This is a genomic window from Pseudomonas marvdashtae (genome assembly GCF_014268655.2).
In the GTDB taxonomy this organism is placed as follows: domain Bacteria; phylum Pseudomonadota; class Gammaproteobacteria; order Pseudomonadales; family Pseudomonadaceae; genus Aquipseudomonas; species Aquipseudomonas marvdashtae.
The window spans coordinates 194,275-208,437 of sequence record NZ_JABWQX020000001.1; the positions used below are offsets into that span (position 1 = coordinate 194,275).

Genomic DNA, 14,163 nt, shown 5'->3' on the forward strand with positions numbered 1-14,163 from the left:
CAGTGCTGAACTGCACGAGTTATGTGAGTCGGAGGTTTTTTCGTATGACCACTTCTTTGCAACCTGCTTATGCCCTGGTCCCGGGTGCGAACCTCGAGGCCTATGTGCACACGGTGAACAGCATTCCATTGCTGACGCCCGAGCAGGAGCGTGAACTGGCCGAGAGTCTCTATTATGAGCAGGATCTTGAGGCGGCTCGGCAGATGGTGCTCGCCCACCTGCGTTTTGTCGTACATATCGCCCGCAGCTATTCCGGCTACGGGCTGGCCCAGGCCGACCTGATCCAGGAAGGCAACGTTGGCCTGATGAAGGCGGTCAAGCGTTTCAACCCGGAAATGGGTGTACGCCTGGTGTCCTTTGCGGTGCACTGGATCAAGGCGGAAATCCACGAGTTCATCCTGCGCAACTGGCGCATCGTGAAAGTCGCGACCACCAAGGCCCAGCGCAAGCTGTTCTTCAACCTGCGCAGCCAGAAAAAGCGTCTGGCCTGGCTGAACAATGAAGAAGTCCACCGCGTGGCGGAAAGCCTCGGCGTAGAGCCTCGGGAAGTTCGCGAGATGGAAAGCCGCCTGACCGGCCATGACATGGCTTTCGACCCGGCCGCCGAAGCGGACGACGACAGCGCTTTCCAATCGCCGGCCAACTATCTGGAAGACCACCGGTACGACCCGGCCCGTCAACTGGAAGATGCCGACTGGAGCGACAACTCCAACACCAACCTGCACGAAGCGTTGGAAGTGCTGGACGAACGTAGCCGCGACATCCTTTACCAGCGCTGGCTGGCCGAGGAAAAAGCCACGCTGCACGACCTGGCGCAGAAGTACAACGTGTCGGCCGAGCGGATTCGTCAGCTCGAGAAAAGCGCGATGAACAAGCTCAAGACGTCCATCGCAGCTTGACCTGCGACAGCGGCAATAAAAAACGCCCCGATCAGTGATGATCGGGGCGTTTTTGTTTGTGCGATGCAAACCCCTGCTCTGATCGTTCCCTCGCTCGATCATATAGGGAGAGGCTTCAGCGTCTAGTTACTGCGCCCAAGGCGCCCGCCGTGCATGATCGAGCCCCAGCAAATAGCTGTCGCCGCCCAACTGACTCATCTGCTGGCGAATCCAGCTCGCTCGCCGCAGTACATACGGGCTCGGTCGGCTGGCGTTCCATACCCGCGGGTTGGGCAGCACTGCCGCCAGCAGGCTGGCCTGTTGACGGGACAAGGCGTCGGCGCTTACACGGAAGTGATGCCGCGCCGCCGCTTCCGCCCCAAACACACCGTCGTCCCACTCGACGCTGTTGAGGTACACCTCAAGGATCCGCTGCTTGGGCCAAAACACCTCGATCAGCGCGGTGAACCAGGCTTCCAGGCCTTTTCGCAGCCAGCTGCGTCCCGACCACAGGAACAGGTTCTTGGACACTTGCTGGCTGAGGGTGCTCGCGCCACGGATCGAACCGCCTCGCCCGTTATGGGCAAATGCGGCCTGGATCGCGCTGATGTCGAAGCCCCAGTGCTCAGGGAATTTCTGGTCCTCACCGGCAATCACCGCCACTTTGAGACTGTCGGAAATCTGGTCCCAAGGCTGCCAGTCACGCTGCAGGTCGATCGGCTCGCCGCCGAACCAGGATTCAACCTTGCGCTCGATCATCAGCGCGGTGAACGGTGGCGGCACCACGCGAAACAGCAGCACCAGCACAACGCTGCCGACGGCGAACCAGAGCAGGGTTTTAACGAATCGTCGAAACAATGTACGCAGCATAGAGATGGCTTGGCCGAACCCGTCGAGCGGGCCATTATACAGACCCTGTCCACCGAGTCTGATTGGAGTTCCCATGTTGCGTAGCTTTCTGATGCTGGCGGCGTTTTTCGGCTTCACGGGCGTGGCGCTGGGGGCATTCGCCGCCCATGGCCTGAAAAACCTGAGTGCCGATTACCTGGCGATATTCCACACTGGCGTGACCTATCAACTGGTCCACACCCTGGCATTGCTGTGTGTTGCGTTGCTGGCCACGCACATTCCCGGGCGCATCGTGATGTGGGCCGGCATTTCCTTTGTGATCGGCATCATTCTGTTTTCCGGCAGCCTTTACTTACTGACCATGACCGGTATCGGCAAACTCGGCATCATCACCCCGTTCGGTGGCCTGGCGTTTCTGATTGGCTGGCTCTGCCTGGGGCTCGCGGCCTGGCGTCTGGCCTGACGGTCACGAAGTGCGCCTCCAACCGTTGAGCAGAACCTGGATGAACGATGGCGCGAGGAGGCGGTTGCCGTATCCGCTCAGGTGATCGCCGTCGCGAAAAAGCGGTTTGCCGTCGTCATAGGCCGAGCAAGTGGAGCCTGGGCACAGCAGCGGTAGCGGATCCCAAACACGAAGCATCGGGTACTCCTGGGTTAAATGCTCCAGCAATGCCATTTGTGGCGCTCGCAGCTGCTCGATTTGATCCCGCTCCACGGTGAAGCCAGGCGCGCAGATCGGGTTCATCCGGTTGAACCAATCTGAGCAGCGGTACGCTGGCGCCTTGAACAGTGGCATGGGGGCATCGATCAGCACCCGCACCTTGGCGTTCATCAGCCGCGTCAGTGTTGCTTCTGCGCTACTGCGGGCTCCGTCGAGCTGCTCGGGATTCAATTCGGCGAGGGCCTCGTTGAGCACGGTTTCATCACCACGCACCCAATCGCGGCCTGCAAGCTCCGGCATTCGCAGAGAGGCGAGGAAAACGATATCACCGGGTTTTGCCCGCGCCTCGATATCACGCAGAGCTTCGTTCCTGGCTTGGGTGCAGGCGCCTTGCGGGTCGGGAGCTATAAGGCTGGCCACCGCGCAGCCGCCGCGCTCATGTTCCACAACACTGATACCCAGCCGTCGCGAGACGAGGCTCAGCAGAGTGCGATAGGCCGCGGCATGCGAATCGCCGAACACGAACAATTGGCGGCCCTGCAGCGATAGGTCGCCGATTGGCTCGTTTGCCGGACCTTGCGGCAGCCTGCGGGAAAACCAGATGTAGGCGTCGCTGGTCTGGCTCAGCGACAGGGCCTCAGGGTTTTCACTCACCCAGCGAGCCCCTGACCAAGACAGGCCGACCGCCGCAAGGCATGCGGCGATGGCGACCCAGGCGTGGCGTTGAAAATGCGACCGGCCGGTGCGCAGCGGTGTCTCGATCCAGTGATAGGAGGCAGCAGCGAGCGCCGCGACGATCACCGGGTAGGCCAGCTGTATGGCGAATTGCTCCAGGCCGGTGGTCCAGCGCAGGAATACCAGCACTGGCCAATGCCAGAGGTAAAGCGAGTAGGACAATCGGCCGACATAGGTAGCCGGTGATGAACGCAGAAGACGCAGGAGCGGCGACGGGGTATCGGTCTTCTGTATCACGGCAGCCAGGATCAACAGGGTGCCAGATACGGTCAAGAGGGCCCAGGGAAACGGAAAGTGCTTCGCGTCGGCGAAAATCAACCCGCCCGACACCAATGCGAATCCACCGAACAGTACGGCTGGGGTCACCGCAGAGGGCAGCACCAGGCGTTTTGTCGCCACGAGCTGGAAGAGGATCGCCCCGGATGCCAACTCCCAGAATCGACTGGGTAACAGATAAAACGCTTCGAGAGGGCTTTGCTGTGTTTGCACAACGCTGAATACCAATGACGCCAGCGCCAGAAGGGGCAGCAAGGCCCAGGCGAGGCGATGCCGTTGTCGAAAGCGCAGCCAGACGAAGTAGACGAGGGGAAAAACCAGGTAGAACTGCTCTTCTACGGCCAGCGTCCACGTGTGGGTATAGGGATTGAGCTGGGTGGAAGGCGAGAAGTAGGTGTCGGTGTTCCAGGCCAGCATGAAGTTGCTCAGGCCGAAGTAGGCCGCCAGTCCGGTTCGATCATTCTGCATGCTGAGCCAGGCCTGTGGTACGAACATCGCCGAGACCAGGGCACAGGCCAGGAGAACCAATAGCAGGGCAGGCACGATGCGCAGGAATCGTCGACGGTAAAAATCCGCCAGGTACGCCGTAAAGCTCATGTCGGAGCGGGTGTACAGCGACTGGCTGATGACGTAGCCCGAGATGACGAAGAACATGTCGACCCCAGTGAAGCCGCCGGGCAGCATGTTCAGGAAGTCGGCGTGGAAAATGATCACGCTCAGGACGGCGACGGCGCGCAGGCCATCGATGGCAGGGATGTTTGGCATTGCATGGACGCTGGACACAGGTCCTCCTTGTGCTTGATAGACGCGTCCATGCGGGACCAGAAATATAGACGGGGCCGGTGCTGCTTGGGCGTTGCATTTGTTGCTGGATCAGTCCGAGGCATCCAAATGCCCCGGGCCTTTTCGCGGACGCCGCTTGGCGGCCGGGCTGACCGGCTGGTCCATTTCATGACGAATGGCTTGGGTCACCCAGACTGATCGGGCTAGAATGCCAGCCCCTAAAAATGATGGCGGCATCCGGCATGCGCATTCAGTTGAACGGCGAATCCCTTGAACTGCCCGACGGTGAAACCGTTGCGGCCCTGCTGACCCGTCTGGAACTCACCGGACGCCGCGTCGCGGTGGAGCTCAATCTGGATATCGTCCCGCGCAGCCAGCACGCCGAAACCACGTTGAACGACGGTGATTTGGTCGAAGTGGTCCACGCCATTGGCGGCGGCTAGTCGTCTCGGTTTCGCAGCATTTCGCAAGAACCTCACCCCAACAGAGGATTTCCCATGAGCATCGTTCGTAGCGACAAGCCCTTCGTCCTGGCCGGTCGTACCTACCAGTCGCGTTTGCTGGTAGGCACCGGCAAATACCGCGACATGGAAGAAACCCGCCTGGCCATCGAAGCCTCGGGCGCCGAGATCGTGACCGTCGCCGTGCGCCGGACCAATATCGGCCAGAACCCGGGCGAACCGAACCTGCTGGATATCCTGCCACCGGATCGCTACACCATTTTGCCGAACACTGCCGGTTGCTTCGACGCCATCGAAGCCGTGCGCACCTGCCGCCTGGCCCGTGAGCTGCTCGACGGCCACAACCTGGTGAAGCTGGAAGTGCTGGCGGACCAGAAAACCCTGTTCCCCAACGTGATCGAAACCCTCAAGGCCGCCGAGACCCTGGTCAAGGAAGGTTTCGACGTGATGGTCTACACCAGCGATGACCCGATCATCGCCCGTCAACTGGCGGAAATCGGCTGCATTGCGGTCATGCCACTGGCCGGCTTGATCGGCACCGGCCTGGGGATCTGCAACCCGTACAACCTGCAGATCATCCTGGAAGAAGCCAAGATCCCGGTGTTGGTAGATGCTGGTGTCGGCACCGCGTCCGACGCCACCATCGCCATGGAGCTGGGTTGCGAAGCGGTGTTGATGAACTCCGCCATCGCCCACGCCCAGCAGCCGATCCTGATGGCCGAAGCCATGAAACACGCCATCGTCGCTGGTCGCCTGGCGTACCTCGCCGGCCGTATGCCGAAAAAACTCTACGCCAGCGCGTCCTCGCCGCTGGATGGTCTGATCAAGTAAGAGCCATTGATGACTGAATCGAACGACACGCCTGTCCTGCCGGAAGACGGCGAAGAGCGCCAACACCGCCGCATCAAGAGTTTCGTGATGCGCGCCGGGCGCATGACTGAAGGCCAGCAACGCGGCCTGGAGCAGGGCGCGCCGCTTTATGTCCTGCCGCTGGCCGATGCGCCGGTGGATTTCGACCAGGTGTTCGGCCGCTCGGCGCCGCGCTCGTTGGAGATTGGCTTCGGCATGGGCCACTCACTGCTGGAAATGGCCGCTGCTTCGCCGGAACAGGATTTCATCGGTGTGGAAGTCCATCGTCCGGGCGTGGGCGCGCTGCTTAACGGTGTGTTGACCCAAGGGCTGACCAACCTGCGGGTCTACGATTGCGACGCCATCGAAGTGCTCAACCGCTGCGTGGCCGACAACAGCCTCGACCGGTTGATGCTGTTCTTCCCGGATCCGTGGCACAAGAGTCGTCACCACAAGCGCCGTATCGTCCAGGCGTCGTTCGCTGAGTTGGTGCGCAGCAAGTTGAAGATCGGCGGTGTGCTGCACATGGCCACCGACTGGGAACCTTATGCCGAGTACATGCTGGAAGTCATGAATGTCGCGCCGGGCTACCGCAACCTGGCCGAAGACGGCAAGTGCGTACCGCGCCCGGCCGAACGGCCGATCACCAAGTTCGAGCGCCGTGGCGAACGGCTCGGGCATGGGGTTTGGGATTTGAAGTTCGAAAAGTTGGCGTAAGCATCGCGCGTTAAACAATGTGGGAGCCGGTGTGCTCCCACATTTCGTTTCACGGTCTATCGACGGTCCGCCACCACGCCAATCAGCACCAGCACCACCAGCAATACCGGCGCCAGGCTGTAGTTGTTGAACTGGCTCAAGCCTCGGACGATCCACGGCGTGGCGTAGATCAGTGCGGCGCCGCTGCCGATCATGCACAACAGGGCGATCAGCGGGACGCGCAAGGCGCCGGCGATGCTGCCCAAGCGTTGCTCGACCCAGCCCTTGATGTCAGCACCAAACAGCACCAGCAGGCAGCCAACCAGTGCCAGGGATATTTCCGACAGATTGCTGCGGCTCCAGCGGGACACGGTGGCGAGCAGGTCGAGTACCAGATCCATTCGTTTTCCTTGTTTGATCAGCTCAGAAATTTTTGCAGCAAGTCATTGAGAAACAGTTGTCCGCGCTCGGTCGCCGCCAGACGTGACGGTTCGACCTGCAACAGGCCACTTTGTTCGGCCTCGCGCCGGCCTTCGGCCAAGGTGTCCAGGAACAGCCCGGTGCGTTGCGGATAAAGCTGCGCGTCGACGCCATCGGTGAGGCGCAGCGCGTTCATCAGGAACTCGAAGGGCAGCTCTTCGTTGGCGAGCTGTTTTTCACCGGCGAGGAAACGTTTGGCCGGGTTGAGATAGTCCTTGGGCAAGCGGGTCTTCCAGGTTCGCACGATGCGCCCGTCCGGATGACTGAGCTTGCCGTGGGCGCCGGCGCCGATGCCGATGAAATCGCCGAAACTCCAATAGTTGAGATTGTGCCGTGCCGCGCGCCCAGGCTGGGCATACGCCGAGACTTCGTACTGGGCGTAGCCATGTTCGGCGAGCAGCGCTTGCCCGGCCTCCTGGATATCCCACAAGGTGTCGTCTTCCGGCAAGGTCGGCGGCTGGTTCCAGAACACCGTGTTCGGCTCCAGCGTCAGCTGGTACCAGGACAAATGCGTCGGCTTCAAGGCGATGGCCTGGCGCAAGTCGCTCAAGGCATCGTCCAGGGACTGATCCGGCAGGCCGTGCATCAGGTCCAGGTTGAAGTTGTCGAACCCGGCCTGGCGGGCCATGCCGGCGGCGCGTACCGCTTCGTCGCCATTGTGGATCCGGCCCAAGGCTTCGAGCTTGGCCTGCTGGAAACTCTGGATGCCGATGGACAGGCGATTGATGCCCAGCGCCCGGTACGCGACGAACTTCTCTTGCTCGAAGGTTCCGGGGTTGGCTTCCAGGGTGATTTCAATGTCTGGCGCAAAAGGGACGCGCGCCTCGACACCTTGGAGCAATCGCCCCAATGCCTGGGCGCTGAACAGGCTTGGGGTGCCGCCACCGAAAAAGATCGAGCTCAGTTCCCGGCCATATACAGCATGCAGGTCCTGGTCGAGATCGGCGAGCAATGCGTCGACATATTCCTCTTCCGGCAGCTGCGGGCTGGCGGTGTGGGAATTGAAATCGCAATAAGGACATTTGCGTACGCACCACGGGATGTGGATGTACAACGCCAGGGGCGGCAGCACTGGCAGCGAACCCCGTGGCGTTTGTGCACCGCCGTGGATCAGCGGTGGCGGAGCATCATTGATCATTGCAAGCCCAGGCGTTGACGCAGCAGGGCCATGGCGCGGGCGCGGTGGCTCAGTTGATTCTTTTCCACGGGGCCCAACTCAGCGCTGGAGCAATTGCGTTCCGGCACCCAGAACAGCGGGTCGTAGCCGAAACCGTGTTCTCCGCTGGCTTCGGTGAGGATGCGCCCGTGCCACAAGCCTTCGCAGAGGATCGGTAGCGGATCGTCGACATGCCGCACCAAGGCCAGGACACACACGAACTGCGCCCCGCGCTCGGCTTCGGGCACGTCCTTGAGAGCTTCGAGCAGCTTGGCGTTGTTCGCCGCGTCACCTTTGCCATCAGCGTAACGGGCCGAGTAAATGCCCGGCGCGCCGCCAAGGAAATCCACGGCCAGCCCGGAATCGTCGGCCAGCGCCGGCAAACCCGAGATACGCGCGGCATTGCGAGCTTTGAGAATGGCGTTCTCGACGAACGACAGGCCGGTCTCTTCCGGCTCCACCTGGCTGAATTCGCCGATCGAGCGCAGTTGCACCGACCCGCCAAGCATGGCCTGGAGTTCCTTGAGTTTGCCGGCGTTGTGGCTGGCGAGCACGAGTTGGGTGAGGTTCATCATTGCCCCGGGAAGAGTTCCTGGTTGAAGTTGATCGTGTTGATCTTGTCGCCCGTCTGCACCTTGATTTCAAAGGTGCGGGTTTCCTGCTGGTCCACCGGGTACTGGGCGATGTAATAGATCGCGCCTGGTTCAGTGACCTGACGGAAGGTGAGGGTGACTGTCTTGCTGGTCAGGTCCTTCACCGTGCCGCTGACCTGGGCCATCAATGGCTTGCCGCCCTTGATCACCGTGACATTGATCACGCCTTGGTTCTTGCTGCGGATCAGCTCGGCGGCGTTGGCGATGTCGGGCGTCAGGAAGGTGGAATTGAATGTGTTGTAGTGCACGGTGACGTCACCGAACACTTCCTTGCGCTCGGCCTTGATGACGTCGGCCGCCATGGCGCCCGCGCTCAGGCAGGCGGTGATTAAGAACAACGCTAAGCGTTTCATGTCGTGCTCCTGAAAAGGCCGGTGTTCAGACGGCGACCTGATGATCGGCCAGGCCTGGGCTGCTGACTCGATAGATGCCAATTTCACCTAACAGATTAGGCCATAGCTTGCTTGCCCACCCGTGCCGGTGCTGCTGGTCCACCGCCAGGCGATTGATGACCCGGGCTTCGCGCTCACGGCACAGCGCTTCGAAATCCTCGAAGGTGCAGAAGTGGATGTTCGGCGTGTTGTACCAGGTATAGGGCAGGAATTCCGAGACAGGCATGCGCCCTTTGCTCGCCAGGTACCAACGGCAGCGCCAATGCCCGAAGTTGGGGAAGGTGATGATGCACTGGCGGCCGACCCGCAGCATCTCGTCGAGAATTTTATCGGGGTAATGCACGGCTTGCAGGGCCTGGGTCATGACCACGATGTCGAAGCTGTTGCTGGCGAAATTGCCCAGGCCCTTGTCCAGGTCCTGTTCGATGACGTTGATGCCCTTGGCTACGCATTCGGCGATGTTGTCCGGGTCGTTTTCCAGGCCGTAGCCGGTCACTTGCTTGTTGTCCCGCAGCCAGGTCAGCAATTCGCCGTTGCCGCAGCCCAGGTCGAGCACGCGGCTGCCGGCGGGGATCCATTCCTGGATGATGTCCAGATCGGCTCTCATGGCGTCCTCACAGCGTAATACGGTTCATATAGTTGCCGAACGCCTGCAAATAACGCGGGATCGGAATCAGGAAGGCGTCGTGGCCTTGGGGCGCGTCGATTTCCAGGTAGCAGACGTCTTTGCGCGCGGCCATCAGCGCATCCACCAGTTCCCGGGAGCGGGCCGGAGAGAAGCGCCAGTCGGTGGTGAATGACATCACGCAGAATTTGGCCGTGGCATTGGCGAAGGTTTTCGCCAGGTTATCGTCGAAATTCGCCGCCGGGTCGAAGTAGTCGAGCGCCTTGGTCATCAGCAGGTAGGTGTTGGCGTCGAAACGCCCGGAGAACTCTTCACCTTGATAACGCAGGTAGCTCTCGACCTGGAACTCGACGCTGTGGAAGTCGTAGTTGAGCTTTTCGCTCTTGAGGCCACGGCCGAATTTTTCGCCCATGGAATCGTCGGACAGGTAGGTGATGTGCCCAACCATCCGCGCCAGCATCAGCCCGCGCTTGGGGATCACGCCGTGTTCCTGGAACGAACCGCCATGGAACTCCGGGTCGGTGAGGATGGCCTGGCGCGCCACTTCGTTGAAGGCGATGTTCTGTGCCGACAGCTTGGGGGCCGAGGCGATTGCCAGGCAGTGGCGCACGCGGTCCGGGTAGGTGATGGTCCATTGCAGCGCTTGCATGCCGCCGAGGCTGCCGCCGATCACCGCTGCCCACTGGCCAATGCCGAGGCGGTCGGCCAGGTGTGCCTGGCTGTGCACCCAGTCTTCCACGGTCAGCACCGGGAAATCGGCGCCGAACGGCTTGCCGGTGTCCGGATTGAGGCTGCTGGGGCCGGTAGAGCCGTTGCAGCCGCCGAGGTTGTTCAGGCTGACCACGAAGAACTTGCTGGTGTCGATGGGCTTGCCGGGGCCGATGCAACTGTCCCACCAACCGGGCTTGCGGTCGTCGGCGCTATGGTAGCCGGCGGCGTGGTGGTGCCCGGACAGGGCGTGGCAAATCAGCACGGCGTTGCTCGCCGTGGCATTGAGGGTGCCGTAGGTTTCGTAGATCAGGTCATAGGCTGGCAGCGAACGACCGCAGGCCAGGGCCAGGGGCTCGCTGAAATGCGCCATTTGCGGCGTCACCAGACCAACGGAATCGGGGGGAAAGGCAGCTGGCATCGACCCTGCTCTCGTTGAAATGAGGCGTAAGTCTAAAGACCGCTGTGGCAAGCGGCAAGCAAAGGGCGGCGATCGTTCCCACGCTCTGCGTAGTAACGCTGCCTGGGACGCTCCGCGTTCCGCTTTGGAGGTGACGCGGAGCGTCACGGGATGCATTCCCACGCGGAGCGTGGGAACGATCAAGCTGCAGCTTGCTTTAGATCAGCAACCGCAGAATCTCCGGCATCATGGTCATCGCCGCCAGGTTGTTGATCACCAGCATGTCGATCAGCTTGAGCACCATGAACGCCAGGATCGGCGAGATATCCAGGCCGCCGAGGTTCGGCACGATGCGGCGGAACGGTGCCAGGGCCGGTTCGCAGATCTGGTTCACCAGCTCGGCGCCCGGGTTGTGGCTGCTCGGCGCGACCCACGACAGGATCACGCTGATGATCAGGGCGAAGAAGAATATCTTCAGGAACAGCGCGGTCACGCCAATGAGCGACCAGATCAGCAGTTGCAGCGGGTTGCCGGTGGTGCCGTAGGTCAGCAGCAGGGTCAGGGCCATCAGCGCCAGTTGAATAAGGATCGCCAGGACCAGCGACGACATGTCCAGGCCGAACAGGCTAGGGATTATCCGGCGCAGCGGCTTGAGCAGTGGCTGGGTCGCCTTGACGATGAACTGACACAGCGGGTTGTAGAAGTTGGCGCGCACCAGTTGCAGCACGAAACGCATCAGCACGATCAGCAGGTACAAGCTACCAAGGGTTTGCAGTACGTAGACCGCTGCAGTGTTCAATCCAATCATGAATGGCTCCTTATTGGCCCAGTTGTTCGGCCATTTCGGCCGAGCGGTGCGCGGCGGCGCCGAGTGCTTTTTCCACCAGGGCTTCGAAGCCCCCGGCCTGGAACGATTTGATGGCGGCTTCAGTGGTACCGGCCGGAGAGGTTACGCGACGACGCAACTCAGCGGCATCGACATCGCTGGACACCGCCATGTACGCGGCGCCGAGAGCGGTCTGCAGCGTCAGCTGGGCGGCGACTTCGCGGGGCAGGCCGAGCTTCTCGCCTGCGGCCGTCATGGCTTCGATCAGCAGGAAGAAATACGCCGGGCCCGAGCCTGAGACCGCAGTGACCGCGTCCAGTTGCTGCTCGGTGTCCAGCCACAGCGCAAGGCCGACGGCCGATAGCAGCTCTTGCGCCTGCTGGCGTTGCTCGGCGGTCACCTGTTCGGTGGCGAACAGGCCGCTGACGCCCTGGCGCAGCAGCGCGGGGGTGTTGGGCATGCAGCGCACGATCGGCTGGGCGCCGAGCCATTTATTCATGCTCGCGCAAGTAATACCCGCGGCAATCGACACCACCAGTTGATGGGGCTTGAGGGCCGGACGAAGCGCCTCGCACACGACTTTCATCGCTTGCGGCTTGACCGCCAGGACGATGACGTCCACGCCGTCGATGGCCTGGGCGTTGTCGGCGAAGGTTTCGATGCCGTGCTCGGTGCTCACCCGCTTGCGGGTCTCTTCACCCGGATCGCTGGCGCGAATCCAAGAAGCATCCAGGCCCTTGGCCCGAAGGCCGCCGATCAGGCTGGCGGCCATGTTGCCGGCGCCGATAAAGGCAATACGCGTGTTGCTCATGACGGGTCCTTATAAAGAGATGAGTGAGTCAGCTGGGCGATTGACCGTAGTCGCGAGCCCCAAATAGGGCCGTGCCGATACGCACCCAGGTGGCGCCTTGGGCGATGGCGGATTCGAGGTCATGGCTCATGCCCATGGACAATGTGTCCAGCGGCAGGTCCAGGCTGGCTTGCAAACGCTGGACGGCGGCAAAAGCTGCATCCTGTTCGGCGCGATCGTCGGTTGGCTCGGGAATGGCCATCAGCCCGCGTAACTTGAGGCGTGGCAACGCATTGATGGCGCTGGCGAGGGCGGGCAGGTCCGCTGGCGTGCAGCCGGATTTGCTGGCTTCGCCGCTGACGTTGACCTGGATGCAGATATTCAGCGGCGGCAGGTCGGCCGGGCGCTGCTCGGACAGGCGTTGGGCAATTTTCAGGCGATCCACGGAGTGCACCCAGTCGAAATGTTCGGCGATAGCGCGCGTCTTGTTCGATTGAATGGGGCCGATGAAGTGCCAGATCAAGGGCAGGTCGGTGAGTTCGGCCTGTTTGCCCAGCGCTTCTTGCAGGTAATTCTCGCCGAAGTCCCGCAGGCCGGCGGCATAGGCCTCGCGAAGGGCCTGGGCGGGCTTGGTCTTGCTCACCGCCAATAGCTGGACGCTGTGTCCGGCGCGTTGGGCGGCCTGTTCCGCGGCATGGATGCGCGATCTAACCTGAGCAATGTTGTCTGCTATCGTGGTCATAAAGAAAGGCCAGCGGTCTGAGGTTCGCGGCATTCTACTGGAATTGAGGAGCGCTATGGATATCACTGAATTACTGGCGTTCAGCGCCAAACAGGGCGCATCGGACCTGCACCTGTCCGCCGGGCTGCCGCCGATGATCCGTGTTGATGGCGACGTGCGGCGGATCAACCTGCCGGCACTGGACCACAAGCAGGTTCATGAGCTGATCTTCGACATCATGAACGACCGCCAGCGAGTGGATTACGAGAAGTTTCTGGAAACCGATTTTTCCTTCGATGTGCCCGGCGTGGCGCGGTTTCGGGTCAATGCCTTCAACCAGAATCGTGGCGCAGGGGCAGTATTCCGGACCATTCCGTCGAAAGTCCTGACCATGGAAGACCTCGGGATGGGCGAGGTGTTTCGCAAAGTGACCGAGGCCCCTCGTGGGCTGGTGCTGGTGACCGGGCCGACCGGTTCAGGCAAGTCCACCACCCTGGCGGCGATGATCGATTACTTGAACAGCCACAAGCACCATCACATCCTCACCATCGAAGATCCGATCGAATTCGTCCATGAACCGCGCAAATGCCTGATCAACCAGCGCGAGGTGCACCGCGACACTCAAAGTTTCTCCACGGCCCTGCGCTCGGCGCTGCGAGAAGACCCGGACGTGATCCTGGTGGGGGAAATGCGCGACCTGGAGACCATCCGCCTGGCGCTGACTGCCGCCGAAACCGGGCACCTGGTGTTCGGCACCCTGCACACCACGTCGGCGGCCAAGACCATTGACCGGGTTGTGGACGTGTTCCCGGGCGATGAAAAGTCGATGGTTCGCTCGATGTTGTCGGAGTCGTTGCAGGCGGTGATCTCCCAGACGCTGGTCAAGAAGATCGGCGGCGGCCGGGTCGCGGCCCACGAAATCATGCTGGGAACCTCGGCGATCCGAAACCTCATTCGGGAAGACAAGATCGCGCAGATGTATTCGTCGATCCAGACTGGCGGCTCGCTGGGGATGCAAACGCTGGACATGTGCTTGAAAGACTTGGTGACCAAGGGGCTGATCAGCCGCGAGCATGCCCGGGAGCGGGCGCGTACGCCGGATAATTTTTAGAGATGTGCAGCTAGGAGGCTGATCGTTCCCACGCTCTGCGTGGGAATGCAGCTCGGGACGCTCTGCGTCCCCTCAAAAGCCGAACGCAGAGCGTCCGTAGAGACGTTCCCACG

Annotated in this window: 17 protein-coding genes; 6 read left to right on the forward strand and 11 right to left on the reverse strand. The window is 61.5% G+C overall.

The annotated features are described in order from the left end of the window. Window positions 1–44 precede the first annotated feature (44 nt). Window positions 45–899, forward strand: a complete 855-nt coding sequence (gene rpoH / locus HU742_RS00960) for an RNA polymerase sigma factor RpoH (RefSeq protein WP_092395442.1) — start codon at window positions 45–47, stop codon at window positions 897–899. 126 nt (window positions 900–1,025) lie between these two features. Here rpoH and mtgA read toward each other — a convergent pair whose 3' ends face one another. Continuing rightward, entirely contained in the window at window positions 1,026–1,748 is a 723-nt protein-coding gene (gene mtgA, locus HU742_RS00965; RefSeq protein ID WP_186634047.1) for a monofunctional biosynthetic peptidoglycan transglycosylase, read from the reverse strand. Between the two features lie 73 nt (window positions 1,749–1,821). Here mtgA and HU742_RS00970 point away from each other — a divergent pair, with 73 nt between their 5' ends. After that, window positions 1,822–2,190: a DUF423 domain-containing protein gene (locus HU742_RS00970; protein WP_186643454.1), complete on the forward strand. Its 369-nt coding sequence runs from the start codon at window positions 1,822–1,824 to the stop codon at window positions 2,188–2,190. Between the two features lie 3 nt (window positions 2,191–2,193). Here the strand turns inward: HU742_RS00970 and HU742_RS00975 are convergent, their stop codons facing one another. Next, a complete protein-coding gene (locus HU742_RS00975; RefSeq protein WP_186643539.1) occupies window positions 2,194–4,164 on the reverse strand; it encodes an acyltransferase family protein in 1,971 nt (656 codons plus the stop codon). Between the two features lie 260 nt (window positions 4,165–4,424). Here HU742_RS00975 and thiS point away from each other — a divergent pair, with 260 nt between their 5' ends. Genes thiS through trmB form a run of 3 tightly spaced genes read left to right on the forward strand, consistent with a single transcriptional unit; the run spans window position 4,425 to window position 6,209 of the window. Beyond that, window positions 4,425–4,625: a sulfur carrier protein ThiS gene (thiS, locus tag HU742_RS00980; protein ID WP_186634052.1), complete on the forward strand. Its 201-nt coding sequence runs from the start codon at window positions 4,425–4,427 to the stop codon at window positions 4,623–4,625. A gap of 54 nt (window positions 4,626–4,679) precedes the next feature. Next, window positions 4,680–5,474 (forward strand): thiazole synthase, encoded by a 795-nt coding sequence (locus HU742_RS00985; RefSeq protein WP_003177480.1) that lies wholly within the window; start codon window positions 4,680–4,682, stop codon window positions 5,472–5,474. Between the two features lie 9 nt (window positions 5,475–5,483). Further along, window positions 5,484–6,209: a tRNA (guanosine(46)-N7)-methyltransferase TrmB gene (gene trmB, locus HU742_RS00990; protein WP_186643455.1), complete on the forward strand. Its 726-nt coding sequence runs from the start codon at window positions 5,484–5,486 to the stop codon at window positions 6,207–6,209. Window positions 6,210–6,265: 56 nt separating this feature from the next. On the opposite strand, the gene HU742_RS00995 is transcribed toward trmB, so the two are convergent. From HU742_RS00995 to HU742_RS01035, 9 genes are all read right to left on the reverse strand, one after another. After that, complete coding sequence (locus tag HU742_RS00995; protein ID WP_014340681.1) at window positions 6,266–6,589, reverse strand: DUF3392 domain-containing protein; 324 nt, start codon at window positions 6,587–6,589, stop codon at window positions 6,266–6,268. 17 nt (window positions 6,590–6,606) lie between these two features. Beyond that, on the reverse strand, window positions 6,607–7,806 hold the full coding sequence (hemW, locus tag HU742_RS01000) for a radical SAM family heme chaperone HemW (protein ID WP_225923543.1): 1,200 nt from the start codon (window positions 7,804–7,806) through the stop codon (window positions 6,607–6,609). Continuing rightward, complete coding sequence (gene rdgB / locus HU742_RS01005; RefSeq protein WP_186634058.1) at window positions 7,803–8,399, reverse strand: RdgB/HAM1 family non-canonical purine NTP pyrophosphatase; 597 nt, start codon at window positions 8,397–8,399, stop codon at window positions 7,803–7,805. The genes hemW and rdgB overlap by 4 nt, the downstream gene beginning before the upstream one ends. Next, window positions 8,396–8,830: a DUF4426 domain-containing protein gene (locus tag HU742_RS01010; protein ID WP_186634061.1), complete on the reverse strand. Its 435-nt coding sequence runs from the start codon at window positions 8,828–8,830 to the stop codon at window positions 8,396–8,398. Before HU742_RS01010 ends, rdgB begins: the two co-directional genes overlap by 4 nt. Before the next feature lie 25 nt (window positions 8,831–8,855). Then, complete coding sequence (gene metW / locus HU742_RS01015) at window positions 8,856–9,476, reverse strand: methionine biosynthesis protein MetW (RefSeq protein ID WP_186634064.1); 621 nt, start codon at window positions 9,474–9,476, stop codon at window positions 8,856–8,858. Between the two features lie 7 nt (window positions 9,477–9,483). Next, the gene (gene metX, locus HU742_RS01020; protein ID WP_186643456.1) at window positions 9,484–10,623 is read right to left on the reverse strand and encodes a homoserine O-succinyltransferase MetX; all 1,140 of its coding nucleotides are present in this window, start codon (window positions 10,621–10,623) and stop codon (window positions 9,484–9,486) included. Between the two features lie 196 nt (window positions 10,624–10,819). Then, window positions 10,820–11,410, reverse strand: coding sequence for a YggT family protein (locus tag HU742_RS01025; protein WP_186634069.1), 591 nt, complete (start codon window positions 11,408–11,410; stop codon window positions 10,820–10,822). Between the two features lie 10 nt (window positions 11,411–11,420). After that, window positions 11,421–12,239, reverse strand: a complete 819-nt coding sequence (gene proC, locus HU742_RS01030; protein WP_186643457.1) for a pyrroline-5-carboxylate reductase — start codon at window positions 12,237–12,239, stop codon at window positions 11,421–11,423. A 28-nt stretch (window positions 12,240–12,267) separates the two neighbouring features. Next, entirely contained in the window at window positions 12,268–12,960 is a 693-nt protein-coding gene (locus HU742_RS01035; RefSeq protein ID WP_186634075.1) for a YggS family pyridoxal phosphate-dependent enzyme, read from the reverse strand. A 55-nt stretch (window positions 12,961–13,015) separates the two neighbouring features. Here HU742_RS01035 and HU742_RS01040 point away from each other — a divergent pair, with 55 nt between their 5' ends. After that, entirely contained in the window at window positions 13,016–14,050 is a 1,035-nt protein-coding gene (locus HU742_RS01040) for a type IV pilus twitching motility protein PilT (RefSeq protein WP_186634078.1), read from the forward strand. Window positions 14,051–14,163: the final 113 nt, after the last annotated feature.

What these genes read in the sequence shown, in the direction of transcription:
- rpoH (WP_092395442.1), top strand. Translation starts at nt 45, where the DNA reads ATGACCACTTCTTTGCAACCTGCTTATGCCCTGGTCCCGGGTGCGAAC.
- mtgA (WP_186634047.1), bottom strand. Translation starts at nt 1,748, where the DNA reads ATGCTGCGTACATTGTTTCGACGATTCGTTAAAACCCTGCTCTGGTTC.
- HU742_RS00970 (WP_186643454.1), top strand. Translation starts at nt 1,822, where the DNA reads ATGTTGCGTAGCTTTCTGATGCTGGCGGCGTTTTTCGGCTTCACGGGC.
- HU742_RS00975 (WP_186643539.1), bottom strand. Translation starts at nt 4,164, where the DNA reads ATGCCAAACATCCCTGCCATCGATGGCCTGCGCGCCGTCGCCGTCCTG.
- thiS (WP_186634052.1), top strand. Translation starts at nt 4,425, where the DNA reads ATGCGCATTCAGTTGAACGGCGAATCCCTTGAACTGCCCGACGGTGAA.
- HU742_RS00985 (WP_003177480.1), top strand. Translation starts at nt 4,680, where the DNA reads ATGAGCATCGTTCGTAGCGACAAGCCCTTCGTCCTGGCCGGTCGTACC.
- trmB (WP_186643455.1), top strand. Translation starts at nt 5,484, where the DNA reads ATGACTGAATCGAACGACACGCCTGTCCTGCCGGAAGACGGCGAAGAG.
- HU742_RS00995 (WP_014340681.1), bottom strand. Translation starts at nt 6,589, where the DNA reads ATGGATCTGGTACTCGACCTGCTCGCCACCGTGTCCCGCTGGAGCCGC.
- hemW (WP_225923543.1), bottom strand. Translation starts at nt 7,806, where the DNA reads ATGATCAATGATGCTCCGCCACCGCTGATCCACGGCGGTGCACAAACG.
- rdgB (WP_186634058.1), bottom strand. Translation starts at nt 8,399, where the DNA reads ATGATGAACCTCACCCAACTCGTGCTCGCCAGCCACAACGCCGGCAAA.
- HU742_RS01010 (WP_186634061.1), bottom strand. Translation starts at nt 8,830, where the DNA reads ATGAAACGCTTAGCGTTGTTCTTAATCACCGCCTGCCTGAGCGCGGGC.
- metW (WP_186634064.1), bottom strand. Translation starts at nt 9,476, where the DNA reads ATGAGAGCCGATCTGGACATCATCCAGGAATGGATCCCCGCCGGCAGC.
- metX (WP_186643456.1), bottom strand. Translation starts at nt 10,623, where the DNA reads ATGCCAGCTGCCTTTCCCCCCGATTCCGTTGGTCTGGTGACGCCGCAA.
- HU742_RS01025 (WP_186634069.1), bottom strand. Translation starts at nt 11,410, where the DNA reads ATGATTGGATTGAACACTGCAGCGGTCTACGTACTGCAAACCCTTGGT.
- proC (WP_186643457.1), bottom strand. Translation starts at nt 12,239, where the DNA reads ATGAGCAACACGCGTATTGCCTTTATCGGCGCCGGCAACATGGCCGCC.
- HU742_RS01035 (WP_186634075.1), bottom strand. Translation starts at nt 12,960, where the DNA reads ATGACCACGATAGCAGACAACATTGCTCAGGTTAGATCGCGCATCCAT.
- HU742_RS01040 (WP_186634078.1), top strand. Translation starts at nt 13,016, where the DNA reads ATGGATATCACTGAATTACTGGCGTTCAGCGCCAAACAGGGCGCATCG.